Raw genomic sequence first — 26,052 nt, forward strand, 5'->3', positions numbered from 1 at the left:
TTGTGGTTCCCTATCTATGCCACACCACTTTCCCCCAAACTACGGGGGTGGGGGCCGCTTGTTGGTTATTATTGTCGCGCGCCCCTGGTGTGCGCCCGGGCCCCCACGACCCTGGCATATGCCAAAGTCACAACTAAGCCGGATAGTGGGAGGTCAGAGCACCGCACGGAGAAACTCGCGGGTACGGTCGTGCTCCGGTTCGGAGAAGATTTTCTCCGGCCCGCCCGATTCGATGACCTTTCCCGAGTCGAACATCAGCACCTCATCGGAGATGTCCCGGGCGAAGTTCATCTCGTGGGTCACGCAGAGCATGGTGATGTCGGTGCTGCGGGCGATGTCCCTGAGGACGTCCAGCACCCCCGCCACCAGCTCGGGATCGAGCGCCGACGTGACCTCGTCGAGCAGCAGCACCCGGGGGCGCATCGCCAGCGCACGGGCGATCGCCACCCGCTGCTGCTGGCCACCCGACAACTGCGTCGGTCTGGCGTCCAGGCGGTCGGCCAGACCCACCAGGTCGAGCAGGTCGCGGGCGCGCTCCTCGGCCTCGTCCTTGGACAGCCCGAGCACCCGAACCGGGGCCTCGGTGATGTTCCGCAGCACGCTCATGTTCGGGAACAGGTTGAACTGCTGGAAGACCATGCCGATCTTCTTGCGCACCTCGCGCCGCTGCTTCTCGTCGGCGGGGAACAGCCGACCGCCGTTGACCTCGATCGTGCCTGCGTCGGGCCGCTCCAAGGTCATCAGCAACCGCAGGATCGTCGTCTTGCCGGAGCCGGAGGGGCCGATCAGGGTGACGTGCTTGCCCGGGCGCACCGAGAAGCAGAGGTCGTCGAGGACCGTGTTGTCGCCGAACCGCTTGGTGACGTCGGTGAAGCGGATCAGTTCCTCGGCCGAGGCCTCGGCCGTGAGGGGAGTCTGGGCGGGTATCTCAGCGGGCAAGGCGGCGCTCCAGGGTCCGTACGAGCAGGGAAGCCGGGTAGGCGATGACGATGAAGGCGACGCCGACGACGGTCAGCGGCTCCGTGTACTGGAAGGTCGCCGCGCTCTCCAGACGTGACTGCTGGAGCATCTCGAGCACGCTGATCCCGGCGAGTATCGGCGTGTCCTTGAGCATCGCGATCACGTAGTTGCCGAGCGCGGGCGCGATACGCCGCACCGCCTGCGGCAGGATCACCGCGAACCAGGTCCGGTGGGCCGGCAGGCTCAGCGCCGTGGCGGCCTCCCACTGACCGGCGGGTACGGCGTCGATACCGGCCCGGTAGACCTGTGCGGTGTACGTCGAGTAATGCAGCCCGATCGCGATCGTGCCTGTGGTGAGAGCGGAGAACTGCACGCCCCACTCGGGCAGCACGAAGAAGAGGAAGAAGAGCTGCACCAGTAGCGGGGTGCAGCGGATGAACTCGGTGATCAGCCCCACCGGCCAGCGCAGCAGGCGCAGCTCCGACCGCAGTGCCAGCGCCCAGACCAGACCGAGCGTGAACGACAGCAGTGAGCCCAGCACCAGGGTCTGCAAGGTGACCAGCACACCGTCCCAGAAGCGCGGCATGAAGTCCGCGACCGCGGACCAGTCCCAGTTCACTTGGCCACCACCCCCACGTTCGCCTTGGTCTTGCGCTCAAGCGCTTTCATGGAGCGGGTGATGACGAAGGCGAGCACGAAGTAGATCACCAGCGTGACGGTGTAGATCTGCGCGCTCTCCTGGGTGGCGAGACGCACCAGATACGCGGCGAAGGACACATCGCCCACGCCGAGCAGCGATACGAGCGCCGTCCCCTTCAGCAGCTCGACCGCGAGATTGCAGAAGGACGGGATCGTCTCGGGGACGGCCTGCGGCAGCAGCACCAGCCGCATCCGCTGCCAGGGCGTGAAGCTCAGGGCGATCCCGGCCTCGCGCTGGGCGGGCGCCACGGCGTTCAGGGCGCCTCGCACGATCTCGGCGCCGTACGCGCCGTAGGAGAGGCCGAGTGCGAGCACGGCCGCCCACATCGGGACGAGCTGCCAGCCCAGCAGGGGCGGGAGCACGAAGAACAGCCAGAACATCAGGATCAGCGCCGAAGTCCCGCGGAACACCTCGGTGTAGAAGGCGGCGGCGAAGCGGATGGCGCGCGAGCGGTGCGTCCTGGCCATCCCGACGCCGAACGCCACCACCGTGGCCAGCGCGGCGCTGTAGACGGTGAGCTGGACGGTGATCCAGATCCCCGGGAGCACCCAGTTCTGCCACAGTCCGGCGGTCATCGGCACAGCTCCTTCGCCGTGAGCTCGGTCATCTCGCTCTCGGTGAAGCCGAACCGGCGCAGGATGCGGAAGAGCTCACCGCTCTTCTTCATCCGGTGGATCTCGGTGTTGAAGGCGTCCCGCAGCGCGGTGTCGGTCGGCCGGAAGGCGAAGCCTCCGCCGTCGATCTTCTTCTTGCCGTCCACGATCGCGGCGAACGGCTCGGTCGACTCGGCCTTGGCGCTGCCCTTGACGACCTCGCGGGTGGTGAGGGCGGTGCCCGCGAACACGTCGACGCGGCCGGACTCGACGGCGTTCAGCCCGGCCACCTGGTCCTGGAGGATGACGATGTCCTTCTCGGGATATCCGGCGGCGACCGCGTAGTCGATTTCCGCGTAGCCGGTGCCGGTCGCGAACTTCGCCTTGGTCCGCACGACATCGTCGTAACTGCGCAGATTCATCGGATTGCCTTTGCGCACGATGAAGGAATCCAGCATCTGGTATTCCGGATCCGAGAAGACAACCTGCGCGCAGCGCTCTTTGTTGATGTACATCCCGGCCGAAACGACGTCGAACTGCTGCGAATTGAGGCCGGGTATCAGAGAGGCGAAGTCGGTGGCGACCGGCTGGACACGGGGTACGCCGAGCCGCTGGAAGACCGCTTTCGCGAGTTCGGGTGCCTCTCCGGTGAACTCGCCCTGTTTGTCGATGTAGCCGTACGGGACCTCGCCCGCGATACCGAGGCGCACGGTGCCCTGGGATCTCAGCCGCGCAAGCCCGTCGCCGCTGGCCACCCGGGCGCAGCCGCCCGCGGCCCCGGCGGCGCCGAGGGCGCCCGCGGCGCCCAGCAGCAGGGTGCGCCGGGGTATCGCCCGTATCGCTCGTCTGGTGTGTTCAGCGGTGTGAGGAGCCATGGGCGCGCGGCTACCCGGCCGGAGTCGGGGTATGCGTAACCAATGGCCGATCGCTTCATCGATGTCTTCCTCGCACAGCGCGACGTGCACTGCACCGCCCGCCTGCTCGACGACCGGGCGCCACTGGCCTGCCAGGCCGTATGGGACGCCTTGCCGCTGGGCAGCGACGTGTATCACGCGAAGTACGCGCGCAACGAGATCTACGCGCTCTTCTCCGCTTTCGCCGACCGCGAGCCGCCGCTGGAGAACCCGACGGTGACGCCCATCCCGGGCGACCTCTGCTACTTCACCTTCAGTGGTACGGAGCTGGCCACGGCCGCCTACGGCTATGACCAGGACCTGACCAGGCCGGTGACCGTGGACCTCGCTCTCTTCTACGAGCGCAACAACCTGCTGCTCAACGGGGACACGGGCTGGGTGCCGGGGATCGTCTGGGGCACGGTGGTCGACGGGCTCGACCGGATGGCCGCGGCCTGCAAGGACCTGTGGCGGGCCGGGGCGCTGGGCGAGACGCTGAACTTCCGACGGCTGTGAGCGGTTGCTGCCGGTCTCTCGTCAGACCGCGGCGTGCGGCGCCGGGATCGTCGCCGCGCCCGACACGTACAGCGCGTGCGCGGCCCGCAGTACCAGCGCGTCCTGGTGGCGGGCCCCGACCAGCTGCACCCCGATCGGCAGCCCGTCCCCGTCCACCCCGCACGGCACGGACGCGGCGGGCTGCTGGGTGAGGTTGAACGGGTACGTGAACGGGGTCCACCCGGTCCAGCGACGGAAACCGGAGCCACGGGGTACCTCCGCGCCCGCCTCGAAGGCCGTGATCGGCAGCGTGGGGGTGACCAGCAGGTCGTACGAGGTGTGGAAGCGGCCCATGCGCCGGCCCAGATCCATCCGTACGTCCACCGCCGCGAGATAGTCCAGCGCGGACCTCCCGCTGCCGTCCGCGCAGATCTCCCGCAGCCCGGGGTCGAGCAGCTCACGCTGCTCCGCGCTGAGGTGCTGGGTCAGCCGTGCCGCGCCCGTGAACCACAGGGTGTGGAAAGCCTCCACGGGATCGGCGAGATCAGGGTCGACCTCCTCCACGTACGCGCCGAGCTCCGCCAGCCGCTCCACGGCGGCACGGACCGCCGCCGCGATCTCGGGTGTGACCGCGACCTGGCCGCCGAGGGACGGTGAGTAGGCGATCCGCAGGCCCTTCACGCCCGCTGCCCCGTCCGTTCCCGGGGCAAGGGCGTCCGCGGTGGCGGATGCGGCGGGCAGCTGGGACCAGTCACGCCAGTCCGGCCCGCTGAGCACATCCAGCAGCAGGGCCGCGTCGGCGGCGTCGCGGGTGATCGGCCCGGCGTGCGACAGGGTGCCGAAGGGACTGGCGGGATACAGCGGAATCCTCCCGTAGGTGGGTTTCAGCCCGAAGACGCCACAGAAGGAGGCCGGGATCCGCACGGAACCGCCGCCGTCCGTACCGACGGACAGCGGTGCGGCCCCCGCCGCCACGGCCGCCGCGCTTCCGCCGCTGGACCCGCCCGAGGTCCGCGACACGTCGTACGGATTGCGGGTGACCCCTGTGAGCGGTGAGTCCGTGACCCCCTTCCAGCCGAACTCGGGCGTCGTGGTCCGCCCGACCAGCACCGCGCCGCCCTCCCGGAGTCTGGCCACGGCCGGGGCGTCCTCGTCCCAGGCGGCGGCATCGGGTCGCACCGTCCGCGAACCGCGCAGGGTCGGCACACCCGCCTGGAGCAGCAGGTCCTTGACGGTCACGGGCACCCCGTCGAGCGGCCCGAGCGGCTCCCCCCTGCGCCGGCGCTCGGTGGCCGCTCCGGCCTGGGCCAGTGCTCCCTCGGCGTCGACCCGGACGAACGCGTTCACCGTGGGCTGGACCGCTTCGATCCGCTCCAGCACGGCGCGGGTGGCGTCCAGGGGCGAGAACTCGCCCCGCTCGTATCCGGCGACGAGCTGGTGAGCGGTCAGCCCGGTCAGTCCTGCCGCTTCCGCTGGTGCGCTGGGGTCAGGTGTCATGAGAAGGGACGTACCCACGTTTCTTGTCGACCACGTTCGGCAGTGGCATTCCGGCCGCCCACAGACCGAACAGCTCGACGAACTGCTCACCGAGCCGGTCGCGCCACCCGACCGTGTCACCGCTCATGTGCGGCGAGATGATCAGCCCGGGCACATCCCAGAGCCGGTCGCCGGACGGCAGCGGCTCACGCGCGAACACATCGAGCGCCGCTCCGGCGATCCGTCGCTCGGCGAGCGCCGCGACCAGCGCCTCCTCCACCACCAGCGCACCACGGCCCACATTGACGAACCGGGCCGACGGCTGCATCAGCCCGAACCGCCGGGCGTCGAACATGCCCTGGGTGTGGTCCGTCAGCGGCGCCGCGCACACCACCCAGTCGGCCCGGGTGAGCAGCCGGTCGAGCTCCCCGGCGCCATGGATCCCGGGGCGGGCGGTGCGCCCGGTGACGGCGACGGTCACCCCGAGCGCCCGCAGGGTGCCCGCGACCGCCAGCCCGATGGGCCCCGAGCCGACGACCACCGCCCTGCTGCCCGCGACCCGCAGCCCCTCGCGGTGCTGCCACCGGCGTCCGTGCTGGAGTTCCAGGGTGCGGGGCAGGTCCTTCGCCATCGCGAGCACCAGACCGGCCACGTATTCGGCGATGGGCTCCTCGAAGATCCCCCGGGCATTGGTCAGCAGGGTGTCCGATGCGGTGAACTCGGGACACAGCAGCCGGTCCACGCCCGCGCTCGGTGTGTGCACCCAGCGGGGGCGCGGCCCCGGGCCCGGCCAGGCGTGGCGTACCGCGTCGGAGGCGAAGTCCCACACCAGCAGCACGTCGGCACCCGGGAGCGCGTCCGCCAGGGAGCGCTCGTCGGCGTAGCGGATCTCCGCCTGCCCGGTGAGCCGGCCGAGCCTCGGCGGGGGATCCGCTTCGAGTACGAGAATTCTTGGCACGGACATCGCGGGGAGACCGTTTCTGAACGTCTGACATGTACGGATTGACCCACGCTCGCACCCCCGCCTACCGTCGTCAACAAGACGTCCTAAGGGGGCCTGTGATGGATGTGTCCCTCGAAGTCTCGTTTCTCGGCGGTCCTGCTCCGCAGCGCGGAATCGGCGTGGTGGCCCCTTTCGACTTCGCGCTCGACCGCGAGCTGTGGCGCTGGGTCCCGGACGATGTCTCGCTGCGCCTGACCCGCACCCCCTACGTGCCCGTCGAGGTCTCGCTCGACCTGGCCCGGCTGGTCAGCGAGCACGAGACGCTCGCCAACGCGGTCCGGGCTCTGTCCGTGTCCGAGCCGGAGGTCATCGCGTACGCCTGCACCTCGGGCAGTTTCGTCGGTGGGCTCGCGGGGGAGCGTGCCATGTGCGAGGCCATGGCCCAGGCGGGCGACGTCGCCTCGCTGACCACCTCGGGAGCGCTCCTGGAGGCCCTCGAGGAGCTGGGCGCCGGGCGGGTCGCCCTGGTCACCCCCTATACGGAGTCCGTGACCGGGGCACTGGAGGAGTATCTGGGCGAAGCTGGGGTAGCGGTCACGGGCCGCGCCTTCCTGGGGCTGACCCGGCACATCTGGAAGGTGCCGTACCGGTCCGTGGTGGACATGGCGCGGCAGGCCGTGGTGGGCGCGGCGGACGCGCTCTTCATCAGCTGTACCAATCTGCCGACGTACGACGCGATACCCCAGTTGGAGGCGGAACTGCGCATGCCGGTGGTCTCCGCGAACCAGGTCACGATGTGGGCGGCGCTGCGCCGTATCGGGGTGTACGCGGTCGGCTCGTACCAGGCCCTGCTGATGGCCACCGCGAGGCCGCACGAGGAGCCGTCGCCGTCTCCCCCGCAGGTGCCGCCCGCGCCCGGTCCCGCGCAGCTCGCGCAGCCGCCCGGACAGCCGTCCGCCGCTCAGCCCGAGGAACAGCAGGAAGGATGGACATGACGACCGTCGGACTCCTCTATCCGGGGCACTCCGCGGAGGACGACTATCCGCGTATCGCCGTGCTGCTCGACAGCGATATCCGGCTGCCGCTCTTCCACACCGACATCGGCGAGGACGCGCACCGGACCGACGCGCTGATCGAGATGGGTTCGGCGGACCGGCTCGCGGCCGGGGTCGAGGAACTGCGGCTGGCCGGAGCCGAGTCGCTGATGTGGGCCTGCACGAGCGGCAGCTTCATCCGGGGCATGCGAGGCGCCCAGGAGCAGATCAGGGAGCTGGCGCAGACGGCGGGGCTGCCGGCGTCGAGCACCTCGTTCGCCTTTGTGCACGCGGTGCAGGCCCTGGAGCTGACGCGGGTGGCGGTCGCCGCGACCTATCCGGAGGACATCACGGCTTCCTTCGGGGACTTCCTGAAGGAAGCGGGCCTCGAGGTCACCGGCGCGCGGGCGAGCGGGATCGTCACCGCCGCCGAGGTCGCCACCTGGGGTCGCGAGCAGGTCTTCGACCTTGCCCGCGCGGGCGACGACCCGATGGCCGAGGCGGTGCTGCTGCCGGACACCGCGTTGCACACGGTCGCGTATCTGGAGGAGCTGGAGAGCGAGCTGGGCAAGCCGGTGCTCACGGCGAACCAGGTGACGGTGTGGGAGGGGCTGCGGCTCGCCGAGCGGCGGGCGTGGGCGGACGACCTGGGCGCGCTGTTCGTCAGGCCCGCCTGGGAACGCGACGAGTGGCAGCCCAGCGGCGGCTGAGGACCGGCGGCCCAGCGGCGACCGAAGGCCGCGGGTGACGACCCGGAATAACCGGAGACCCCCTCCTGTTGTTGCCGTGGAGCAGCAGGACGACGCAGGAGGGGCCCACCCGTGGTGGCAGCGAACACAGCAGACGACGAGATCCGGGGCACGGCACAGGACGACGCCCCCGTACCCCTCTCGGTCCTGGACCTGGTCACCGTCGGCAGCGGCCGGACCGCCACCCAGGCCCTGCGCACCAGCGTGGACATCGCCCGGCTCGCCGAGCGCCGTGGCTACCACCGCCACTGGGTCGCCGAGCACCACTCCATGCCCGGCGTCGCCTCCTCGTCCCCCGCGGTGATCCTCGCTCACCTCGCCGCCCACACCGAGCGCATCCGGCTCGGTTCGGGCGGGGTGATGCTGCCCAACCACGCCCCGCTGGTGATCGCCGAGCAGTTCGGCACCCTGGAGGCCCTCGCCCCGGGACGTATCGACCTCGGGCTCGGGCGCGCACCCGGCACCGACGGCGCCACCGCCGCCGCGCTGCGCCGCACCGAAGGACTGGCCGAAGGCGCGGACGACTTCCCGCAGCAACTCGCCGAGCTCACCAGGTTCCTGGACGACGACTTCCCCCAAGGCCACCCCTACGCCCGTATCCACGCGGTACCCGGCCCCGTCCAGGCCACCTCGCCGGGCGGGGTCCAGTCCCCGGCCCGACCGCCCATCTGGCTGCTCGGGTCATCCGGCTTCAGCGCCCGGCTGGCGGGCATGCTCGGACTGCCCTTCGCGTTCGCCCACCACTTCTCGGCGCGCCACACCGTCCCGGCCCTCGAGCTCTACCGGGACAGCTTCCGCCCGTCCGGGGTACTGGACGCCCCCTACGCCCTGATCGGCGTGGCCGCGCTCGCGTCCGACGACGCCGGTGAAGCCCGGCGCCAGGTGATGACCGGGGCCCTGTCGATGCTGCGGCTGCGCACCGGCCGCCCCGGTCTGATCCCGACACCGGAGGAGGCCGAGGCGTACCGGTTCAGCCCGATGGAGCGGGAGTTCGTGGACGGCTGGCTCGCCAACGTCGTCCACGGCACGGCGGACGAGGTGCGTAGCGGTCTCGACGACCTGCGGAAGCGCACGGGTGCGGACGAGCTGATGATCACGTCCAACGCCCACGGCGCGGACGCGCGCGTGCGTTCGTACGAGCTGATCGCGGACGCCCACGGGATGCCGAAGCCGGCGTAGAGCGGCAGGTCAGACCGTCTGCGGACTGATACCGATCATTCCGTCGATACGCTCCGGGCCGACCGCCCGCGAGTACAGCCAGCCCTGGCCGGTGTCGCAGCCGATCCTGCGCAGCCGCTCCGCCTGGCCCGCCGTCTCCACGCACTCCGCCGTGACCGTGAGCCCCAGCCGGTGGGCCAGCTCGACCATCGCCTCGACGATCGTCTCGTCCGCCGGGTTGGGGTGGGTCCCGTCGTCGTAGCGGAAGCCCCGGACGAACGAGCCGTCCAGCTTCAGCACGGACACCGGAAGGCGGCTCAGATAGGCGAGGTTCGAATACCCCGTCCCGAAGTCGTCGATGGCGATCCGTACCCCCATGTCGCTCAGCGCCTGGAGGGCCTGGAGGGGGCGGCCGGCCGAGCCCATCACCGCGGACTCGGTGAGCTCGAGCTGGAGCAGATGCGGCGCGAGACCCGTCTCCGCCAGGATCTGCGCCACATCGGCGACCAGATCGGAGTCCCAGACCTGGCGGACCGCGACATTGACGCTGACGAACAGCGGGGTGGCGTTCGGATGGTCGATCTGCCACTGCCGGGCCTGCCGGCAGGCGGAGCGCAGGATCCACCGGCCGAGCTGGACGATCGAGCCGTCCTCTTCCGCAATTCCGATGAACCGATTCGGCGCCAGTGTGCCGAACTGGGGATGATTCCATCGGACAAGCGCCTCGACGCCCCGGACCGCCCCGTCCATCATCCCCACCAGGGGCTGGTACTCCAGCGCGAACTCCCCGCGCTCGACCGCGGGCCGCAGGGTCGAGGACAGCGCCTGACGGGTCATACGGTAGGCGTTGCGCTCGGGGTCGAAGAAGGTCCAGCGGGCCTTCCCGTCCGCCTTCGCCCAGTACAGGGTGGTGTCCGCGTCCTGCATCAGGCCGGTCGCCGTCGTCCCGTCCGCGGCGCGCTCCACCACTCCGATGGACGCCGACACGGAAAGGCGCTGACCCACCAGGTCGAACGGCTGCTGGAGCGCGACCAGCACGGACCGCGCCAGCTCGGCGAGCTGCTCCCGGCCCATGGAGTCCTCGACCAGGATGGCGAACTCGTCGCCTCCGAGCCGCGCCACCAGATGGCCGCCGTTGCGGGAGTAGCCGTCGCTGTCCGCGCATTCGGTGAGCCGCGCCGCGACGGCCGCCAGCAGCCGGTCGCCGACCCGGTGCCCGAGGGTGTCGTTGACGGCCTTGAATCCGTCGAGGTCGAGATAGCAGAGACCGATCCTGCCCGTGCCGCCCGGCTCGTACGAGGAGCTCTCCAGCGCGGTGGAGAGCCGCTCGAAGAACAGGGTGCGGTTGGGCAGCCGGGTCACCGGATCGTGCATCTGGAGGTGGCGCAGCCGCGCCTGGAGCTCACGCCGTTCGCTGACATCGGCCACGGAGACGAGGGCGCGCGGACGGTCGGGCACGGGTGTGACCGTGACCTCCGTCCACAGTGAGCGCCCGTCAGGGTGCTTGAGTCTGCGGGTGCACCGGAACCGGGCGCTGCGCCCCTGGAGCACCTCGCGGTACGCGTGCCAGGTGCGGGGGTCGCCCGTGAGGTCGACCAGTTCGGCGGCCGACTGCTCGTGCAGCGCGGCGGGTTCGGTGCCGAGAAGGGTGCCCAGCGCGTCGTTCGCGGACACGACACGGCCCTCGTGGTCGACGAGGGCCATCGCGATCTGGGCCGCGTTGAAGGCGGCACGGTAGTCGGCGTACACCGCCGCCCGTTCGTGACGTTCCGTGAGCGGTGATGAGGCGCTCCCGGGTGCCGCGACCGCCGTGGGACTCGGCCCTTCGGGGTTTCCGCTCACCGCTCGCTCCCGCTGTGCGTCGTGTCGTTCAGGTCCGGTCGAGGCCGGAAAGCCGGGAAAGTGTGCCGATCATAGAGGCTGGCCGGGGGCCGTTCCAGCGTGTCTGCGGTGACCAAGGGCACCCCGGGGGTCAGCCCGATCGTTTCTGCGCGGCTGTGGCCGTGCTCGGTGCTCTCCTGACCGGTTGTGACTTTCCGTGAAAGCTCGGGGTGTCGCCGTTCGCTCACCCAGCCGGGTCAGCGGAAAGGTGCGAATTACCTAAAACCATCACAAGGTGGGTGTGGCGTCTCGTAATTCGCAGCCGGAGGTCGACGTGGAGGGTCAGCAGACACACGAGGGACCACCCGAGGGAGTGGATCGGGCCCGGCTGCGTGCCACGGCCGCCGCCTTCACCTCCCTCATGGCCCTCGCCGCGACCTCCCTCGTCGCCGGACCCGCCGTCGCCGACACCTCCGCCGACCGCTGTGCCCTGCCGCGTACTTCGGCCCACCACTCCATCGGCCTGGACACCTGGAACTCGGCCTACCCCCGCCCGGACCGCGACCTCGACGCCGTCATGGTCTTCCTCTCCTTCCCGGACGCCGCCCCGAAGACGCGACCCGCCGAGCTGGCGGCCGACCACTTCCCGGCGACCTCCGACTTCTTCCGGCGTGCCTCCTACGGGCGCTTCCAGCTGAGGGCCCATCCGCTGCGGAAGTGGATCCGGATGCCGCAGGCGTCGACCGCGTACCGGATGAAGCGCGACTGGGACGCACGCCGCCGCGCCGCCTATCTGCGGGACGCGATCGCCGTGGCCGACCCGGTGGTGGACTTCTCGCGCTACGACATCGTCTACCTGGTCGCCGACCCGGACGCGCCTGGCGTCGACTCCGACGCCACCAAAGTCGTCAACTTCGACTATCCGCTGTCCGCTGACGGCACGGACATCAGACGGGTCGTGACCGTCTTCGAGAAGCACCCGCCCGACCGCAACGTACTGGCCCATGAGACCGGGCACGTCTTCGACCTCCCGGACCTCTACCACCGGCCCACGGACGGCAAGAGCGACTGGGACACCCATGTCGGGGACTGGGACGTGATGGGCAGCCAGTTCGGCCTCGCCCCCGACCTCTTCGGCTGGCACAAGTGGAAGCTGGGCTGGCTGAACGCCGAGGAGGTGAGGTGCGTCGCGGGCCGACGTGCGGCGGACCGCATGCTCACCCTGGAGTCGATGGGCGCCGCACCCGTCCCGGGCGGAACCCTGGGCACCCGCCTCGCGGTCGTACGCACCGGCGAGGACTCGGCCCTCGCGATCGAGGCGCGCGGCGCCACGGGCAACGACCGGGACACCTGCACCGAGGGCGTGCTGATCTACCGCGTGAGAAACGAGCCCGCCTCCGGCGCCGGGCCGGTCCAGGTGGTCGACACCCACCCCCGCACCGAGGCCTGCTGGGGCCAGTCCGTCTACCCCGCGCTCGCGGACGCCCCCCTGGGCGTGGGCGAGACCTTCACGGATCCGAAGGACCGGGTGCGGGTGCAGGTGCTGGACCGCACGCCATGGGGTTCCTGGACGGTCAAGATCACCCCGGTCGCCTCCTGAGAGTCGCCTCCTGACAAACGAAAAAGCCCCTCGCTGCTGCGAGGAGCCTTTCCTGTCTGTGCGCCGCCAGGGACTCGAACCCCGGACCCGCTGATTAAGAGTCAGCTGCTCTAACCAACTGAGCTAGCGGCGCCTGCTGACGTCGTAGACCTTAGCATCCGTATCCGCGAGAGGAAAAATCGATATACGGACCACGGTGCTCGCGGCGCGGAGCGGGGGGTCTTCGGCGTGGTCGCACCTCACGCCGGGCACGGGGCACGCCCGTGGAAACCGGCCTGACCAGCGCTCGAGGGCGGACACTGCGGACCACCGCCGCGGTGCGGCACACCGCGCAACCCGCCCACCTCGTGGCGGCGAGGCCCCGCCGGGGAGGGACGCGCCAAGGGGACCCTGCCCGGGTGGAGCCTATTGCTCGGGCGCGCGGAGCAGGTCGCGCCCGAATTCGACCATCTTCCGCGCGTAGTCCTCGCTCCACTCCGCCCGCGCGGCGATATCCGCCGTGGTCAGCCGGTCGAACCGCCGCGGATCGGCAAGCTGCGCCGCGGCGAGTGCCTGGTACTCCAGGGCCCGGTCCGCCGCGGCCTGGAAGGCGTGGGTGAGCTCCGTCGCACGGGCCAGCAGCTCCCGCGGGTCCTCGATCGACTCGAGGTCGAAGAAGTGATCCGGGTCGGACGCGGCCTCCGAGGGCTCGAAGATCAGCGGCGCAGGCCGCATCCGCCGCTCGCCGCGCTCCGACGATTCCGCCATGCCTGTCTCCTCACCGTGCATTCTGGCCACCCACCATTGTCCCGCGCAGCGCAAGAGGCCCCGGGCCTGCTGCCATGTACGACCACGCGGACGCCGGACGCGACCGATCCCGCCGCCCCCTCACCCCGCCGACCCGGCCACCCGGTGCTCCGCCAGATGCGAGAGCACCGCGTGGTTCGCCTCCCAGCCGTCCGGGAACTTCATGGTCACGCCCAGCTGCACCGGCTCCGTCGACGGGTGGTCGTCCAGCAGCTCGGCCACGCCCGCGCGGCACACCACGATGCAGGCGTGCCGGTGCCGGGACGCCAGTACGCACAGGCGGCCCGTCTCCAGATGGAAGGCCGTCGCGTCAGGGCGGCCCGACAGCGGGTGGAGTACGACGGTGACGTCGAATTCGCGCCCCTGGAGCCGGTTGGCCGTGTCCACGGTCACTCCGGTCACCGCCAGCTCGGTGAGCGCCGCCCGGATCGCAGCCGCCTGGTCGCGGTGCGCGGTGCCGACCGCGATCCGCTCCGGGGTGAGCGGCACCGGCTCGTCGGACCGCTCCGACACCGAGACCCCGCCGCGGTCGAGCAGCCGCCGCACCACCAGGGCCACCGCCCGCACCGCCTCCGGGTCCGTGCGGGGAGTGTGCCGTGCGGGCAGCTCCAGCAGCCCCCAGCCGGACTCCGCGGCCTCGTCCAGCACCCGGTCGGGCCCTGAGCCGTCCGAGGCGACGCCGAAGGACAGCCGCCGGTCACCGGGACCGGTGCCGCTGCGGAACGGTGTGTACGGGTAGAAGGCGTCGGACACCAGCGGCGCCGCCGACGCCGGAAGCCGCCAGGACACCGGGAGCCGGTGCTGCGGCAGCTCCGGATTGTGCGCGAGCAGGGTGGAGACCGCGCTCGCGGACGGGTCGTACGACAGGCCCGCCCACTGCTCGGCGCCGACCACCGAGAAGGGGTCGAGCTGCCCCGGATCGCCCACGAACAGGGCCCGCTCGAAGAGCCCGGCCACGGCGAGCAGGGAGTCCGAGCGCATCTGGTACGCCTCGTCCACGATCGCGTGGCCCCAGGGCTCGACGCCTTTGACATGCGCCCACTTGGCGGCGGTCGAGATCACCACGTCCAAGCCCGCGAGATCGCCCGCCTTCGCCGACTTCCGGACGTTGTCCAAGCGGTCGAGCGCTTTGTCGTAGGGGTCGGGGTCGCTGCTGTGCAGCCGGCCGACCGGCAGGCCGGGCTCCTTCTCGGCGAGCCGCAGCACCAGGTCGTCCACCTGGGCGTTGGTCTGGGCGACCACCATCAACGGTCTGCCCGCCGCGGCCAGTTCGAGCGCCGCGCGCACGACGAGGGTCGACTTGCCCGCGCCGGGCGGGGAGTCCACGACGACACCCCGCGCGTCCCCGTCCAGCGTGTCGGCCAGGATCGCATCGGTGGCACGGGTCGCCGCGGTGCCCGGATCGATTGAATCGAACAGAGGGATGACAGCGCCGGTCACAGCAGGTCCTCCGTGGTCACCGGGTCCGGGTTCTCCGCTGCGTCGGTGCGCGGCGGACCGCCGTGTGTCCAGGGCGTCTCCTCCGGATCCGGCAGCTTCGGACCGCCTCGCTGCTCGTGTTCGAACAGCGTCCAGGCGATCCGGTCGGCCTTCTCCGGTACGGAACCCTCGACGGGATCCCGTGACCGTCCCATCCGGTCCAGCAGCCGCAGCACCAGTGAGCCGTCCTCCTCGTACCGCACGAACTCCGCGCTCTGCGGCTTGCCCTCCAGCGAGCGATACACCTTCACGCCCGTGCCCAGCTGCGGGGTGTCGTCGGTCCGGACGGTGAGCAGCGGCCTGGGCGACGGCCGCTTGGACTCGGACCAGGCCATCGTGACCTCGGTGACCTCGCTGGCGAAGGCTTCGCCGGAGAGCCGCCGCCCCGCCAGCACCAGCGGATCGTCCAGCGCCTCCTGAGCCTCCAGCTGGGCCTGCGCCGTCTCGCGCGCCGCGAGCTTCTGTGCCGCGGTCACCGCGTCGTCGCGGCGCGGCTGGGGCGGTTCACCGGCCCGTACCCGGTCGCGATGGCCCGTGAACGACCACCGGTCACGAGTCCAGCGGTCGGCGACCCTGGACCCCTCCGGCAGCTCCCGCAGCAGGTCGACGCCCTGCCACACGGCATCCCAGGTGGGCCGCAGAACCCGCTCGAGCAGCCCGCGGATCTCTCCTTCGGCGGCTGTCAGCCGCCCCAGCCACTCGTCCGCCGCGGCGCCGTCCTCCGCCGCGGACAGGGCCTGACGTGCCCGGTCGTAGCGCTCCACCGCGGGCGCCAGCAACCGGTTGTCGAAGGCGGGGTCCGTGGCGGGTCCGGCCGGCGGGCACACCAGCTGCCCCACGTCGTCCCTGGCCGTCTCCGCCCGCAGCGCCGCCTCGGCACCGGTCCCGCCTTCGGGTGGCGCTATCCAGGCGAGGAGCGCGCCCAGGTGCTGGTCCTCCAGCACGGACTGACCCGTCGCCCAGTGCCGCCCCAACAGCTCGGTCATCGACAGCAGCAGCGATGACCCCGGCACTCGTGCCCGCTCTCCGTAGTGCGTCAGCCAGCGCCCGAGCAGTGGCACCCGCGGCGGCGCCGGGTACGGGGTGTCGGGCTCCTGCTCCAAGGTCCGCCGGAACCTCATCGAGCGCCCCAGCAGCCGGACGAACTCGACGCCGGGACGGCCCGGCACGATCAGCTGCGGGGCGTCCGCGCACAGTTCGACCGCGACCTTGACCCGCTTGCCGGTCTCCGGATCGGTCTCGCTGCGGTCGGCGGCTTCGACGTCGTCCTCGTAACGCTCCAGATGGGGCAGCACGCATTCGGCCAGCTCGGCGAGGAAGGCGGAGCGCAGATCGCGGTCACGCGGCTGCGCCACGCTCAGCAGCCGTGGCGCGTCCCGGTCCGTGCCCACCAGCGCCCCGAGCGGGGCCCCCGCCTCACCGGCTGTGGTCAGGGGTACGAACACCAGTGGGCGCGCGGACAGCCGTCGGTGCCGCACCGTGGCCAGTCGCTGGGCCCGCCCGCTCTCCACCGCCTCCAGCCGGGCGAGCGTACTGATCAGCGACATCCCGCGGCCTCCAGCGCTTCGGCCCGCAGCGAGGCCGCCCGGCGCAGGGCCGCGACCGCCGGGTCGGCAGGATCGCCCGACTCCCCTCGGGCCGCCGCCAGGATGTCCGGGACGGCGGTGAGCCCGCCCAGCTCGCCGCGCGCGGACCGCCCGAGCGACTCCACCGCGCCCGCCGTGCGGGCCCGCTCCCGGCAGTGGAACGCCAGCTCGCAGGCGGCCAGGCACTCGGGCGCGTATGCGGCGGGGACGGCCTCGACCGAGGCCGTCAGCTCACCGGCCGAGCAGCCCTCCACATCGAAACTGACCCCGTCGGGCAGCTCGGCCGCGATGGCGTCGATCCGGGTCAGCCTGGCCAGCTGCCGCCTGGTCACCGAGAGCTGCTTGCGCACATCGACCACCGAGGCCACGGGCAGGTTGGAGAAGTCCTTCGGGCAGACCAGCAGCACCGAGTGCGACACGCGCGCCCCTTCGGTCCGCTCCGCGACCCGCTCCAGCGCCAGCACGTAGACGGCCGACTGGCGCGCCGCGGCGCCGACCTTCGACGGGTCCGCCGAGCCGTCGATCACCGGGAACGACTTGATCTCCACGACCGTCCACCGGCCGTCGGGACGGACCACTACCGCGTCCGGCTCCAGATAGGCCGGGGACCCGGCCACGTCCAGCGCCAGCATGGGGTGGTCGAGCAGCGTCCACACCCCGTCCCGCGCCCCGGCCGTGGCGGCCTCGCGCAGTGCCAGGGCCGTGCGCGCCGTACGCCCTTCGGGGCCGGCCGCCGAGAGATCCGGGACCTGGACCTGCCGTGCGTCCTCCACGCCGAGCAGCTTCAGCAGCTCCGCACCGCGGTCGGCCTTGACCCGGGCCTCGAAGGCATGGCCGCGCATGAACGCGAACTGGGACTGCCCGAAGGCCCCCGGCGACCCCAGTGCCTGGGCCAGCGCGGCCTTGTCCACCCCTGCGCCGTCCAGCAGCGCGCGCCGCCTGCACCCGGGGTTGGCGGCGAGGGCCGCCAGGGCACGGGCGTCGAGCGGGTGGGGCGCCGCGGAGGGGCCGCGCAGCTCAGCGAGTCGCTGCCGGAGTGCTGTCGCCGGCACCTGCGGAGGAGGTCCGCTGTCCAGGGATGTGCTCACCCGCGGAAGTCTCGCATCCGCCACTGACAACCGTGGACGTCCCGGCTGATCCGCCCCCTCGGGGCGCCGTCCGGAAGCGGGCCCGCACCCGGTCGGCCAACAGCAGCGCGGGCCGGGTGAGCAGCAGTCCGGCCCCCATCGTGAGCACACCGGCGACCGCGTCGAGGAAGTAGTGGTTGGCCGTGCCCATGACCACCAGCGTGGTGATCGCCGGATAGGCGACCGCGAGCGCCCGCAGCACCACGCCGCGGCCGTGCAGCCACAGCATCACCCCGCACCACAGCGCCCAGCCGACATGCAGACTCGGCATCGCGGCGAACTGGTTGGTCATCCCGCCGAGCCCGCGCGGCGCGCTCGCCTCCCCGCCCCACCAGCCGTAAGAGCTGAACTGCGCCATCGTGTCGGTGAAACCGTGCCCCGCGTCGAGCAGCCGCGGCGGGCAGGTCGGCATCAGGGTGAACCCGATCAGCCCGAGCAGGGTGGACACCATCAGCCAGGTGCGCGCCGCCCGGTAGCCCCGGGGCCGTCTGCGGAAAAGCCACACCAGGATCGCCGGAGTGACCAGGTAGTGCAGGGAGGCGTAGGCGAAGTCGGCGGGTATGCCGACGGCCGGGGTGCTGGTGAAGAGGCGGTTGAGCGGACGCTCGAAGTCGATGCCGAGACGTTTCTCCATGTCCAGCAGGGCCAACCCGTGCCCGACGGCGTCGCTCCTGTCGCCGCGCGCCAGCAGCCGTCCCGCCGAGTACGCCGCGTAGACCACGATCACCAGTGGCAGCTCGCTCCACCAACGCGGACCTCGGCGGTGCGATTCCTGGCGGTGCGGGCCGCGTTGGACCGGACCCCGATGGTGCAGCGTGCGACGGTCGGGCCGAGCGGGCTGCGGTATCGCCATCCGGGCGCTCTCCATCTTGTGTTCTCGTATTGGTGCGGCGGGAGACCGGCGCACCACGTTACGAGCCGGAGGACGCGGGGAGAGCGGCGGGGGTTGCCCGGGGCAACGAACCAGCCCGGCGAACGGGGCCGGGGTATCCGATGGGCGATGATCGTCCGGCTGGGCGATGATGAGGCCATGGCACCCCGCATATTTCTCGTCCGTCACGGGCAGACCGAGTGGTCCTCGCTGGGCAAGCACACAGGCCGGACCGACATCCCCCTCCTGGACGAAGGCCGCCGCGGTGCGAAGCTGGTCGGAGAGCGTTTGCACCGGGACCCGTGGAACGGACTCCCGGACGCCGAAATCCGCACCAGCCCGCTCTCCCGCGCCTCCGAGACCTGCGAACTCGCGGGTTTCGCGGACCGGGCCCAGCCATGGGACGCGCTGATGGAGTGGGACTACGGCGCGTACGAGGGCATGACGCAGGACGAGATCCACGCGATCGACCCCGACTGGTTCATCTGGCGCGACGGGGTCCCCGACGGGGAGACCATGGCCCAGCTCTCCGACCGCGCGGACGGGATCATCGAGTACGTGCGGTCGGCCGACCGCGATGTGCTGGTCTTCGCGCACGGCCACATCCTGCGGGTGCTGGGCGCCCGCTGGATCGGCGAGGACGTGTCCTTCGCCGCCCGTATCAAGCTGGACCCGACCAGCCTGTCCGCTCTGGGCTGGGCCTACGGCGCCCCGGCGATCGACCGCTGGAACGACACGGGCCATCTGGGCACCTGATCACGGGTACGCATCCCGCTCAGGCTCCCCTCGCCGTGTCCCCGTGGCGGTCCAGGAAATCGGCAACCCCCGGGGTGCGCCGCCGCGGCAGCAGCAACCGCGCGGTGTCGGCGAGCATCGCGCGGATACGGGACGACTGGACCTCGTCCAGTACGTCCAGCACCTGCCCGGCCGCTGCCGCGGCTTCCACGGGCGTGTCGTTCGCACGGGCCAGGTCCAGGGCCAGCTGCGCGCGGTAGAGCGCGAGATTGCGGGCGAAGTGGGGCTTTTGCAGGGTCGTCGCCCGGTAGCCGTGCCGTGCGGCCCGCGGCCAGTCGCCGAGCGCCGACCAGCACTGGGCCTCCAGGGCTTGCAGCTCGGGCTCGCCGAAGAAGGACATCCACTCCGGGTCGGCGTCCGAGGTCCCGCGGTCGAACAGCGCGTGGGCCCGTGACAGTGCCTGCTCGCAGTCCGCGCGGTCGCCGAGTCCTGCCCAGCCGCCCGCCTCGCGCAGGCTCAGCAGTGCCAGAAGCAGGGCGGAGCCCAGCCTGCCCGCCGCCTGCTGCCCCGCCTGCGCGGCACGTACGGCTTCCCGGTACCGGCCTCCGTCCCTGGCCAGGAACGAGGTGTTGCAGAAGGCATGCGCCTCCAGGGCCGGGTCATTGGCCACCCGTGAGGTGGCCAGCGCCTCCGCGTAGTGCGAGCGGGCGTCCTCCAGCCGGCCCGAGTCGTGTGCCAGCCAGCCGACCGAAATGGCCAGCTCGCCCGCACCCGCCGCGAGCCTCGCCGCGGTCGAGCCGCGTGCGGCCGTACCCGAGTCGAGCAGCGCGTACGCACTGCGCAGCGGATGCGCGGCCCACTTGTAGAGCCGGTCGGCGCCATGGCGGTCGTCGAGCAGCCGGATCCGGCGCACGGCCTCCTCGACGGCGCCCACCTCGGACTCGCCGATCCGCTGGCTTGGCATGACGGCCCGGAGCCTTTCGGGAACGGGCAGGGCGCAGAGGCCCAGGGATGCGGTCGCCACGGTGGCGGTGCCGCTGGTCATGAATGCGCGACGCAGCACGTCGCTCTCCTCGTTGCTGTAGGTGGTGCTTTGGGTGTTGCTGCCGCCGTCCGCCTGCCGCGCTCGCCGTCCGCGTACCGCCTCACGGGCCGCGAACCCCAGATCGGTCAGCGTGGAACCGGGGAACATGTGCAGGAAGACCCGCTCGTACGCGTAGTTGGGGCAGCGGATCTCGCCGGCTTCCACCCGCCCGACGTACCGGGCGTCGCAGGCGACCTGTTCGCCGATCTCCCGGGCCGCCCTGCGGACGAGCGCGGCGAATTCGCCCGGCGAGCGCTGTCCGCGCAGCCGCCGGAAGACGAGGTTGGGAACTGCCCGTGACGACGCCATGGCCGAGCCCTTCTCCTGCTCCTGTAACTGCCGGAGTCTTCTCTGGTTTTCTGGGTTTCCGGACCTTCCGGTACAGAGAAGTTCCACGCTCCGGCGCGCCAAGAAGGTACCGGCTGTGACCACCCCGGTACGCCCTGTTTGGCTACAAACCGGATATCTCACCCACGATCCGCCATGAACTGCCATCCTTTGTGGCGGCGTGCCGCCGTAGCCGTTGACGCGCAGAGGCGTTGAACCACGAGGGGACGCGGTGCGTGTCCTCCCTCACTCGGCGAGGAGGGGTTCCCTTGTTGGAGGTCGGCGTGGAGACCAGCGGTGGCTCACGGACGAGTGCGTCGAGTGCGACGAACGCCCAGCACCTGCCCAGCGAGGAGCGGAGCCCGGCGCCGGGCCCGGCCCCCGGACGCGGTGAGTGCGGCGGCTACGGCTACGAGGAGCGCGAAAAGCACACCCGGTACGACGAGCACGGCGAGTGCGGTGAGTACGGCCTCGCCGGAGAGCATGCTGTGCCCTGTGACCTGGTGACCGTGCCGGCCCGCCAGGGCCTGGAAGCGGTCGACATCCTGCGCCGCGGCGGCGTCCCCGCGGTCGGCCCGGTGCTGCACGACGGCAGCTGCGACACCCTGGGCTTCCTGGTGCCACCGGGCACCGCGGCCGGCTGGGACATGCCGGGCAGTGCCTGTACGGAGACCGCGGGCCGCGGGCTGCGCATCCTCGCCGACTCCGGTGGCCGACCCGCCCCCGTGGAGTCCCCCGTCCCCGGCAGCGGCTGGCTGCTGCCCCCCGGGGCCATCGACACCGTTCCGGTCACCGATCCGGTGATGCTCCGCGAGGCACTCGGCGAAGCCGCGCGCATGATCGAGGCCGCGGACAGCATTTAGGCCCTGTCCGGGCGGTGGAGCTTCGGTCGGCTGGAGGGGAACAGGGCCGGCCGCCGATAATGGCCAGGTGGCGAGGAAGAAGCAGCGTGGGCGTGAGGCGTCGGCGGAGACCGTGGTCGAGGCCGTGGCCGGTGGGCTCGCCGAGCTGATACCCGACCGCGACCGCCCCCGGGCCTGGACCCTGGTGATCGACGGTGCCCCGCAGTCCCATGTCGATCTCGACGATCCCGCACTGCTCACCTTCGAGTACCAGCGCCGCCTCGGCCATGTGATCGACCTCGTGGCCCCGGCCGGTCGGCCGGTGCGCGCCGTCCATCTCGGTGGGGGTGCCCTCACCCTCGCGCGGTACATCGCCACCACCCGTCCGCGTTCCACCCAGCAGGTGGTCGAGGTTGACGCGCCCCTCGTCCAACTCGTCCGCGACCGGCTGCCGCTGGACCCGAACGCCCGGATACGGGTGAGGTCGGCAGATGCCCGCGAAGGGCTCGGCAAGGTGCCCGACGACTGGGCGGACCTCGTGATAGCCGATGTCTTCAGCGGCGCCCGCACCCCTGCCCACCTCACCAGCACGGAGTTCCTCGCCGAGGTGCGCCGGGTGCTCAGGCCCGGCGGCCACTATGCGGCCAACCTCGCCGACGGCCCGCCGCTCGCCCATCTGCGCGGCCAGATAGCCACCGCCGCCACCGTGTTCCCCGAACTCGCCCTCGCCGCCGACCCGACGGTGCTGCGCGGCCGTCGCTTCGGCAACGCGGTGCTGTTCGCCTGCGATCTGCCGTTGCCGGTCGCCGAGCTGACCCGCAGGATCGCGGGTGACCCGCACCCCGGAAGGGTGGAACACGGCAAGGCCCTCGCTGACTTCACCGGCGGCGCCGCAGCGGTGACCGACGCGACCGCCAGACCATCGCCCGTTCCACCGCCGTCGGTGTTCCGCTGAGAAGCGGGGACCCGGGTCAGCGTTCCTCGATCGTCACCCGGGGTGCGGTGTCGTGCCAGGTGCAGAAGACATCGATCTCGCGGCCGTTCTGGGAGAACGTCACCCGGATGTAGGTGGACTGCTTCCAGATCTGCATCGTCCAGCCGCCGGAAGGGGTCGCCGAGACCAACTCGGCGGATGCGGGGCCGATGTCATAGGCGACCCGGCCGCCCTCGACGGTGTAGCTCTTCACGTTCCCGGGCGGATCGTCCGGCGCCGCGGGCGAGGGAACGGCCCGGGAGGTCGCCGAGGGGGCCGCGGGGTTCGAAGAACCCGTAGTACCCGAGGAAGCAGAGGGCTTTGAAGGAGCCGAGGGGCCGGGCGTCGCAGAAGCCCCCGGCTTCGGTGCGGACTTCGGTGGCGCGGCCTGCTTCGTCCCCCCGCCGTCCGTCGTGATCGGCAGCGCGCGGGGGCGGTCATAGGCCGTGTCCGCCATCACCGTGTGGACACCCCACCACGAGAGCGTGACCGCCGCGCCCGTGGCGAGCGACCACGCCAGGGCGTGTATGAGTCCTCTCCGCATCGGGCCCATACTGCACCACACCCGTCACCCCTGTCCCAAGGGGGACCGTGTTCCTCCGGATGGCGTACGGTGCCGCCCATGGCAAGTGTGCTCGTGGTCGAGGACGACCAGTTCGTGCGCTCCGCCCTCATCAGGCACTTGACCGAGGCCTCCCACACCGTACGGAGCGTCGGGACGGCCCTTGAGGCGTTGCGGGAAGCGGCTCATTTCCGGTTCGACGTCGTCATTCTCGATCTCGGGCTGCCCGATCTGGACGGGGCGGAGGCGCTGAAGATGCTGCGGGGCATCACCGACGTCCCCGTCATCATCGCGACCGCGCGCGACGATGAGTCGGAGATCGTACGGCTGCTCAACGACGGCGCCGACGACTACCTCACCAAGCCGTTCTCGGTGGAGCACCTGTCGGCGCGGATCTCGGCCGTGCTGCGGCGCTCCCGGGCCGCCGCGGACGAGGATCCGCCCGGCAGGGTGATCCAGGTCGGCGGCCTCTCGATCGACCCCCTGCGCCGGCAGGCCGAACTCGACGGGGTGCGACTCGATCTGACCCGCCGCGAGTTCGACCTGCTCGCCTTTCTGGCGGGGCGCCCGGGTGTCGTCGTACCGCGCAGGGAGCTGCTCGCCGAGGTCTGGCAGCAGGCCTACGGAGACGACCAGACCATCGACGTCCATCTGTCCTGGCTGAGACGGAAACTGGGGGAGACCGCGGCCAGCCCCCGCTATCTGCACACCCTCCGGGGCGTGGGAGTGAAGCTGGAGCCCCCGCGTTGAGATGGGCACTGGTCAGGGTGTCCCTGGCGGTCACGGCGATGGTCGTGATCGCCTTCGCCGTGCCGCTCGGGCTCGTCGTCCAGGAGATGGCCAGGGACCGGGCCTTCTCCAACGCCGAACGGCAGGCCGCCGCCATCGGCCCCACCCTCTCCATCACCACCGACCGCGACCAGCTCGAACGCGCGGTCGCCTCCACCCAGGCCGGAGCGGCGGGCCGGATGGCCCTGCACATCCCCGCGTCCGACGAGACCGGCGGCCAGGAGCTGGAGGTCGGCGTCCGGCGGGCCGCCGTACGGGACCTCACCGCCACCCAGCGCGTTGGCCGTGCTTCCACCGCCGACGTCCCCGGTGGTTCCGCACTGCTCCAGCCCACCGCGCTGAGCTCGGGAAAGATCGCGGTGGTCGAGGTGTTCGTGCCGGAGGAAGAGGTCGGCAGGGGAGTGGCCACCGCCTGGCTGGTCCTCGCCGTGGTCGGCGCCGCGCTGATCGTCGGCTCGGTCGCGGTGGCCGACCGGCTGGGCGTACGGATGGTCCAGCCGGCCCGCCGTCTTGCGGGCGCCGCCCACGACCTGGGCGAGGGCAGGCTCGGCGCGCGGGTCCCGGAGGAGGGGCCCACCGAACTGCGCTCCGCCGCCGTGGCGTTCAACGCCATGGCCGACCAGGTGGTTCAGCTCCTCGCCAACGAAAGGGAACTTGCCGCCGACCTGTCCCACCGGCTGCGCACCCCGCTGACCGTGCTCCGGCTCAATGCCGCCTCACTCGGCGAAGGAGCCGCGGCCGAGCAGACCAGATCGGCGGTCGCCCAGCTGGAGCGTGAGGTCGACACGATCATCCGCACCGCCCGTGAGGCCAAACCGCAGACCCAGGCCACCAGCCCCGGGGCCGGCTGCGATGTCTCCGAAGTGGTGCGCGAGCGCATGGAGTTCTGGTCCGCCCTCGCCGAGGACGAGGCCCGCAAGGTCCGCCTCGCGGGCGTGGACCGCCCGGTCCGCATCCCGGTGGCCCGCCCCGAGCTGGCCGCCGCGCTCGACGCACTGCTCGGCAACGTCTTCCGCCACACCCCCGAGGGCACCGCCTTCTCCGTGGACGTCCACAACGGCGACGACGCCGTGATCGTCCTCGTCTCGGACGCGGGCCCCGGCATCCCCGATCCGGAAGCCGCACTGACCCGTGGCAACAGCACCGGACGGGACGGTTCCACGGGCCTGGGCCTCGACATCGTGCGCCGGGTCGCGGAGTCCACGGGCGGCGATGTGCGCATCGGCCATTCGGTACTCGGCGGCACGGAGGTCCGCATCTGGATCGGCCTCGACGGCGGGCGGCGCGGTACCCCCCGGGGGCGGCGGGGACGCAGAAGCCGGAACCGTTGACCCTGCCGCTCAGGCGCCGCTGGGCCCGTGGTGAGGAGCCGCACGGTGCGGAGGATCCGGTGGACCCGGAACGGGACACATCGGTATCCGCCCGGGCTGCGGCGACCGATGGGCCACCCGGCCGCCGGCAAGGTCCTCGGCGGTCACGCGACAGGCAGACGGATATCAGGCAGACAGATATGACGAAGGCCCGGTCTGCTTCCACAGACCGGGCCTTCGTCTTGCAGGGTGAGTGACGGGACTTGAACCCGCGGCATCCTGGACCACAACCAGGTGCTCTACCAGCTGAGCTACACCCACCATGATCGGTCGTCTTCCTGACCGGCCGAGAAAAAGTGTACAGGGTCCGGGAGGGTGCTCGCGCACCTGTTTACGTTCCCCTGGCGAAGGGGTCGCGCGCGAGCCCTCCGGGCCGGTCAGTGGTGCGGGCTACTGCGGCGCGGGCAGCACATGGCGTGCCGCGATCGACTTAGCCCTGTCCGAGTCGGGGCCGGGCTGTGGGACGAAGATCGCCTCGCGGTAGTAGCGCAGCTCGGCGATGGATTCGCGGATGTCGGCGAGTGCCCGGTGGTTGCCGTTCTTCTCCGGACTGTTGAAGTACGCCCTCGGGTACCAGCGGCGGGCCAGCTCCTTGACCGAGGAGACATCGACGATCCGGTAGTGGAGGTACTCCTCCACCTTCGGCATGTCGCGCAGCAGGAAGCCGCGGTCCGTGCCGACCGAGTTTCCGCACAGCGGGGCCTTGCCGGGCTCCTTGACGTGCTCGCGGACGTAGGCGAGGACCTGCTCTTCGGCGTCGGCGAGCGTGGTGCCGGTGGCGAGCTCGTCGAGGAGGCCCGAGGCGGTGTGCATCTGGCGCACCACATCGGGCATCGTGGCCAGGGCGGCGTCCGGTGGGCGGATCACGATGTCCACGCCTTCGCCGAGCACGTTCAGTTCCGAGTCGGTGACCAGTGCGGCCACCTCGATGAGTGCGTCGTCCGTCAGCGAGAGCCCGGTCATCTCGCAGTCGATCCACACCATGCGATCGTTCATGCGTCCTACCTTAGGCCGTCTCTCCACGCTCTCAGCGGGCGCGACCTGTGTCGGCAGCCGAACGGGCCGGGTCGGCGTGCTCTGGAGCACGTCGACCCGGCCC

Annotated in this window: 25 protein-coding genes and 2 tRNA genes; 10 read left to right on the forward strand and 17 right to left on the reverse strand. The window is 71.4% G+C overall.

Annotated features, from left to right (window positions below; all coding sequences use genetic code 11):
* Window positions 1-153: 153 nt before the first annotated feature.
* From ehuA to ehuB, 4 genes are read right to left on the reverse strand one after another with little or no spacing between them, the layout of a single operon-like run.
* Window positions 154-939, reverse strand: a complete 786-nt coding sequence (ehuA, locus tag ACFV6V_RS15400; RefSeq protein WP_385564475.1) for an ectoine/hydroxyectoine ABC transporter ATP-binding protein EhuA — start codon at window positions 937-939, stop codon at window positions 154-156.
* Window positions 929-1,579: an ectoine/hydroxyectoine ABC transporter permease subunit EhuD gene (gene ehuD, locus ACFV6V_RS15405; RefSeq protein ID WP_385564478.1), complete on the reverse strand. Its 651-nt coding sequence runs from the start codon at window positions 1,577-1,579 to the stop codon at window positions 929-931. The genes ehuA and ehuD overlap by 11 nt, the downstream gene beginning before the upstream one ends.
* Window positions 1,576-2,235 (reverse strand): ectoine/hydroxyectoine ABC transporter permease subunit EhuC, encoded by a 660-nt coding sequence (gene ehuC, locus ACFV6V_RS15410; protein WP_385564481.1) that lies wholly within the window; start codon window positions 2,233-2,235, stop codon window positions 1,576-1,578. The genes ehuD and ehuC overlap by 4 nt, the downstream gene beginning before the upstream one ends.
* The gene (gene ehuB, locus ACFV6V_RS15415) at window positions 2,232-3,128 is read right to left on the reverse strand and encodes an ectoine/hydroxyectoine ABC transporter substrate-binding protein EhuB (protein WP_385564484.1); all 897 of its coding nucleotides are present in this window, start codon (window positions 3,126-3,128) and stop codon (window positions 2,232-2,234) included. Before ehuB ends, ehuC begins: the two co-directional genes overlap by 4 nt.
* A 42-nt stretch (window positions 3,129-3,170) precedes the next feature.
* Between ehuB and ACFV6V_RS15420 the strand changes: the two genes are divergently transcribed.
* Complete coding sequence (locus ACFV6V_RS15420; RefSeq protein WP_385564486.1) at window positions 3,171-3,662, forward strand: DUF3830 family protein; 492 nt, start codon at window positions 3,171-3,173, stop codon at window positions 3,660-3,662.
* Window positions 3,663-3,683: 21 nt separating this feature from the next.
* On the opposite strand, the gene ACFV6V_RS15425 is transcribed toward ACFV6V_RS15420, so the two are convergent.
* The gene (locus tag ACFV6V_RS15425) at window positions 3,684-5,138 is read right to left on the reverse strand and encodes an amidase (RefSeq protein ID WP_385564489.1); all 1,455 of its coding nucleotides are present in this window, start codon (window positions 5,136-5,138) and stop codon (window positions 3,684-3,686) included.
* Window positions 5,128-6,081 carry a D-2-hydroxyacid dehydrogenase gene (locus tag ACFV6V_RS15430; protein ID WP_385564491.1) on the reverse strand — a complete coding sequence of 318 codons (954 nt, stop codon included), beginning with the start codon at window positions 6,079-6,081 and terminating at the stop codon, window positions 5,128-5,130. Before ACFV6V_RS15430 ends, ACFV6V_RS15425 begins: the two co-directional genes overlap by 11 nt.
* A 98-nt stretch (window positions 6,082-6,179) precedes the next feature.
* Between ACFV6V_RS15430 and ACFV6V_RS15435 the strand changes: the two genes are divergently transcribed.
* The 3 genes from ACFV6V_RS15435 (at window position 6,180) to ACFV6V_RS15445 (ending at window position 9,022) form a co-directional block, all read left to right on the forward strand.
* Window positions 6,180-7,055 (forward strand): decarboxylase, encoded by an 876-nt coding sequence (locus ACFV6V_RS15435; RefSeq protein WP_385564493.1) that lies wholly within the window; start codon window positions 6,180-6,182, stop codon window positions 7,053-7,055.
* The gene (locus ACFV6V_RS15440; protein ID WP_385564496.1) at window positions 7,052-7,804 is read left to right on the forward strand and encodes a decarboxylase; all 753 of its coding nucleotides are present in this window, start codon (window positions 7,052-7,054) and stop codon (window positions 7,802-7,804) included. Before ACFV6V_RS15435 ends, ACFV6V_RS15440 begins: the two co-directional genes overlap by 4 nt.
* A gap of 111 nt (window positions 7,805-7,915) precedes the next feature.
* Window positions 7,916-9,022, forward strand: a complete 1,107-nt coding sequence (locus ACFV6V_RS15445; RefSeq protein WP_385564499.1) for an LLM class flavin-dependent oxidoreductase — start codon at window positions 7,916-7,918, stop codon at window positions 9,020-9,022.
* A gap of 9 nt (window positions 9,023-9,031) precedes the next feature.
* On the opposite strand, the gene ACFV6V_RS15450 is transcribed toward ACFV6V_RS15445, so the two are convergent.
* Window positions 9,032-10,843, reverse strand: a complete 1,812-nt coding sequence (locus ACFV6V_RS15450) for a putative bifunctional diguanylate cyclase/phosphodiesterase (RefSeq protein ID WP_385564502.1) — start codon at window positions 10,841-10,843, stop codon at window positions 9,032-9,034.
* Between the two features lie 352 nt (window positions 10,844-11,195).
* Here ACFV6V_RS15450 and ACFV6V_RS15455 point away from each other — a divergent pair, with 352 nt between their 5' ends.
* Window positions 11,196-12,422: a M6 family metalloprotease domain-containing protein gene (locus tag ACFV6V_RS15455; protein ID WP_385564553.1), complete on the forward strand. Its 1,227-nt coding sequence runs from the start codon at window positions 11,196-11,198 to the stop codon at window positions 12,420-12,422.
* Between the two features lie 59 nt (window positions 12,423-12,481).
* Here the strand turns inward: ACFV6V_RS15455 and ACFV6V_RS15460 are convergent.
* The 6 genes from ACFV6V_RS15460 to ACFV6V_RS15485 all read right to left on the reverse strand — a co-directional run bounded on the left by ACFV6V_RS15460 (window position 12,482) and on the right by ACFV6V_RS15485 (window position 18,253).
* Window positions 12,482-12,555 (reverse strand) — tRNA-Lys (locus tag ACFV6V_RS15460).
* A 272-nt stretch (window positions 12,556-12,827) separates the two neighbouring features.
* Complete coding sequence (locus ACFV6V_RS15465; RefSeq protein ID WP_385564505.1) at window positions 12,828-13,169, reverse strand: hypothetical protein; 342 nt, start codon at window positions 13,167-13,169, stop codon at window positions 12,828-12,830.
* 120 nt (window positions 13,170-13,289) lie between these two features.
* Window positions 13,290-14,648, reverse strand: a complete 1,359-nt coding sequence (locus tag ACFV6V_RS15470; protein ID WP_385564508.1) for an AAA domain-containing protein — start codon at window positions 14,646-14,648, stop codon at window positions 13,290-13,292.
* Complete coding sequence (locus ACFV6V_RS15475; RefSeq protein ID WP_385564511.1) at window positions 14,645-16,234, reverse strand: hypothetical protein; 1,590 nt, start codon at window positions 16,232-16,234, stop codon at window positions 14,645-14,647. The genes ACFV6V_RS15470 and ACFV6V_RS15475 overlap by 4 nt, the downstream gene beginning before the upstream one ends.
* On the reverse strand, window positions 16,225-17,361 hold the full coding sequence (locus ACFV6V_RS15480; protein WP_385564513.1) for a hypothetical protein: 1,137 nt from the start codon (window positions 17,359-17,361) through the stop codon (window positions 16,225-16,227). Before ACFV6V_RS15480 ends, ACFV6V_RS15475 begins: the two co-directional genes overlap by 10 nt.
* The gene (locus tag ACFV6V_RS15485) at window positions 17,291-18,253 is read right to left on the reverse strand and encodes a phosphatase PAP2 family protein (RefSeq protein WP_385564515.1); all 963 of its coding nucleotides are present in this window, start codon (window positions 18,251-18,253) and stop codon (window positions 17,291-17,293) included. Before ACFV6V_RS15485 ends, ACFV6V_RS15480 begins: the two co-directional genes overlap by 71 nt.
* A gap of 177 nt (window positions 18,254-18,430) precedes the next feature.
* Between ACFV6V_RS15485 and ACFV6V_RS15490 the strand changes: the two genes are divergently transcribed.
* Window positions 18,431-19,027, forward strand: coding sequence for a histidine phosphatase family protein (locus tag ACFV6V_RS15490; protein ID WP_385564518.1), 597 nt, complete (start codon window positions 18,431-18,433; stop codon window positions 19,025-19,027).
* A gap of 19 nt (window positions 19,028-19,046) precedes the next feature.
* Here ACFV6V_RS15490 and ACFV6V_RS15495 read toward each other — a convergent pair whose 3' ends face one another.
* Window positions 19,047-20,399, reverse strand: a complete 1,353-nt coding sequence (locus ACFV6V_RS15495) for a tetratricopeptide repeat protein (RefSeq protein WP_385564521.1) — start codon at window positions 20,397-20,399, stop codon at window positions 19,047-19,049.
* 287 nt (window positions 20,400-20,686) lie between these two features.
* Between ACFV6V_RS15495 and ACFV6V_RS15500 the strand changes: the two genes are divergently transcribed.
* Together ACFV6V_RS15500 and ACFV6V_RS15505 are read left to right on the forward strand one after the other, a co-directional pair.
* Window positions 20,687-21,280, forward strand: coding sequence for a hypothetical protein (locus ACFV6V_RS15500; RefSeq protein WP_385564524.1), 594 nt, complete (start codon window positions 20,687-20,689; stop codon window positions 21,278-21,280).
* 67 nt (window positions 21,281-21,347) lie between these two features.
* Window positions 21,348-22,214 (forward strand): spermidine synthase, encoded by an 867-nt coding sequence (locus ACFV6V_RS15505; protein ID WP_385564527.1) that lies wholly within the window; start codon window positions 21,348-21,350, stop codon window positions 22,212-22,214.
* A 16-nt stretch (window positions 22,215-22,230) separates the two neighbouring features.
* On the opposite strand, the gene ACFV6V_RS15510 is transcribed toward ACFV6V_RS15505, so the two are convergent.
* A complete protein-coding gene (locus ACFV6V_RS15510) occupies window positions 22,231-22,785 on the reverse strand; it encodes a hypothetical protein (protein WP_385564530.1) in 555 nt (184 codons plus the stop codon).
* 69 nt (window positions 22,786-22,854) lie between these two features.
* Between ACFV6V_RS15510 and ACFV6V_RS15515 the strand changes: the two genes are divergently transcribed.
* A complete protein-coding gene (locus ACFV6V_RS15515) occupies window positions 22,855-23,544 on the forward strand; it encodes a response regulator transcription factor (RefSeq protein ID WP_385564533.1) in 690 nt (229 codons plus the stop codon).
* On the forward strand, window positions 23,541-24,914 hold the full coding sequence (locus tag ACFV6V_RS15520) for a sensor histidine kinase (RefSeq protein WP_385564536.1): 1,374 nt from the start codon (window positions 23,541-23,543) through the stop codon (window positions 24,912-24,914). Before ACFV6V_RS15515 ends, ACFV6V_RS15520 begins: the two co-directional genes overlap by 4 nt.
* A 227-nt stretch (window positions 24,915-25,141) precedes the next feature.
* Here ACFV6V_RS15520 and ACFV6V_RS15525 read toward each other — a convergent pair.
* Both ACFV6V_RS15525 and orn read right to left on the reverse strand, forming a co-directional pair.
* Window positions 25,142-25,214, reverse strand: a tRNA-His gene (locus ACFV6V_RS15525).
* 129 nt (window positions 25,215-25,343) lie between these two features.
* Complete coding sequence (gene orn / locus ACFV6V_RS15530; protein ID WP_385564539.1) at window positions 25,344-25,949, reverse strand: oligoribonuclease; 606 nt, start codon at window positions 25,947-25,949, stop codon at window positions 25,344-25,346.
* Between the last annotated feature and the right edge of the window lie 103 nt (window positions 25,950-26,052).

The organism is Streptomyces sp. NPDC059828 (genome assembly GCF_042731955.1).
GTDB lineage: Bacteria > Actinomycetota > Actinomycetes > Streptomycetales > Streptomycetaceae > Streptomyces.

Bases quoted from the DNA above. Each gene is read 5' to 3' on its own strand.
- ACFV6V_RS15510 (WP_385564530.1), bottom strand. From the start codon at position 22,785: ATGGGCCCGATGCGGAGAGGACTCATACACGCCCTGGCGTGGTCGCTC.
- ACFV6V_RS15490 (WP_385564518.1), top strand. From the start codon at position 18,431: ATGGCACCCCGCATATTTCTCGTCCGTCACGGGCAGACCGAGTGGTCC.
- ACFV6V_RS15485 (WP_385564515.1), bottom strand. From the start codon at position 18,253: ATGGCGATACCGCAGCCCGCTCGGCCCGACCGTCGCACGCTGCACCAT.
- ACFV6V_RS15425 (WP_385564489.1), bottom strand. From the start codon at position 5,138: ATGACACCTGACCCCAGCGCACCAGCGGAAGCGGCAGGACTGACCGGG.
- ACFV6V_RS15435 (WP_385564493.1), top strand. From the start codon at position 6,180: ATGGATGTGTCCCTCGAAGTCTCGTTTCTCGGCGGTCCTGCTCCGCAG.
- ACFV6V_RS15440 (WP_385564496.1), top strand. From the start codon at position 7,052: ATGACGACCGTCGGACTCCTCTATCCGGGGCACTCCGCGGAGGACGAC.
- ACFV6V_RS15495 (WP_385564521.1), bottom strand. From the start codon at position 20,399: ATGGCGTCGTCACGGGCAGTTCCCAACCTCGTCTTCCGGCGGCTGCGC.
- ACFV6V_RS15475 (WP_385564511.1), bottom strand. From the start codon at position 16,234: ATGTCGCTGATCAGTACGCTCGCCCGGCTGGAGGCGGTGGAGAGCGGG.
- ACFV6V_RS15465 (WP_385564505.1), bottom strand. From the start codon at position 13,169: ATGGCGGAATCGTCGGAGCGCGGCGAGCGGCGGATGCGGCCTGCGCCG.
- ACFV6V_RS15430 (WP_385564491.1), bottom strand. From the start codon at position 6,081: ATGTCCGTGCCAAGAATTCTCGTACTCGAAGCGGATCCCCCGCCGAGG.
- ehuC (WP_385564481.1), bottom strand. From the start codon at position 2,235: ATGACCGCCGGACTGTGGCAGAACTGGGTGCTCCCGGGGATCTGGATC.
- orn (WP_385564539.1), bottom strand. From the start codon at position 25,949: ATGAACGATCGCATGGTGTGGATCGACTGCGAGATGACCGGGCTCTCG.
- ehuB (WP_385564484.1), bottom strand. From the start codon at position 3,128: ATGGCTCCTCACACCGCTGAACACACCAGACGAGCGATACGGGCGATA.
- ACFV6V_RS15515 (WP_385564533.1), top strand. From the start codon at position 22,855: ATGGCAAGTGTGCTCGTGGTCGAGGACGACCAGTTCGTGCGCTCCGCC.
- ACFV6V_RS15420 (WP_385564486.1), top strand. From the start codon at position 3,171: ATGGCCGATCGCTTCATCGATGTCTTCCTCGCACAGCGCGACGTGCAC.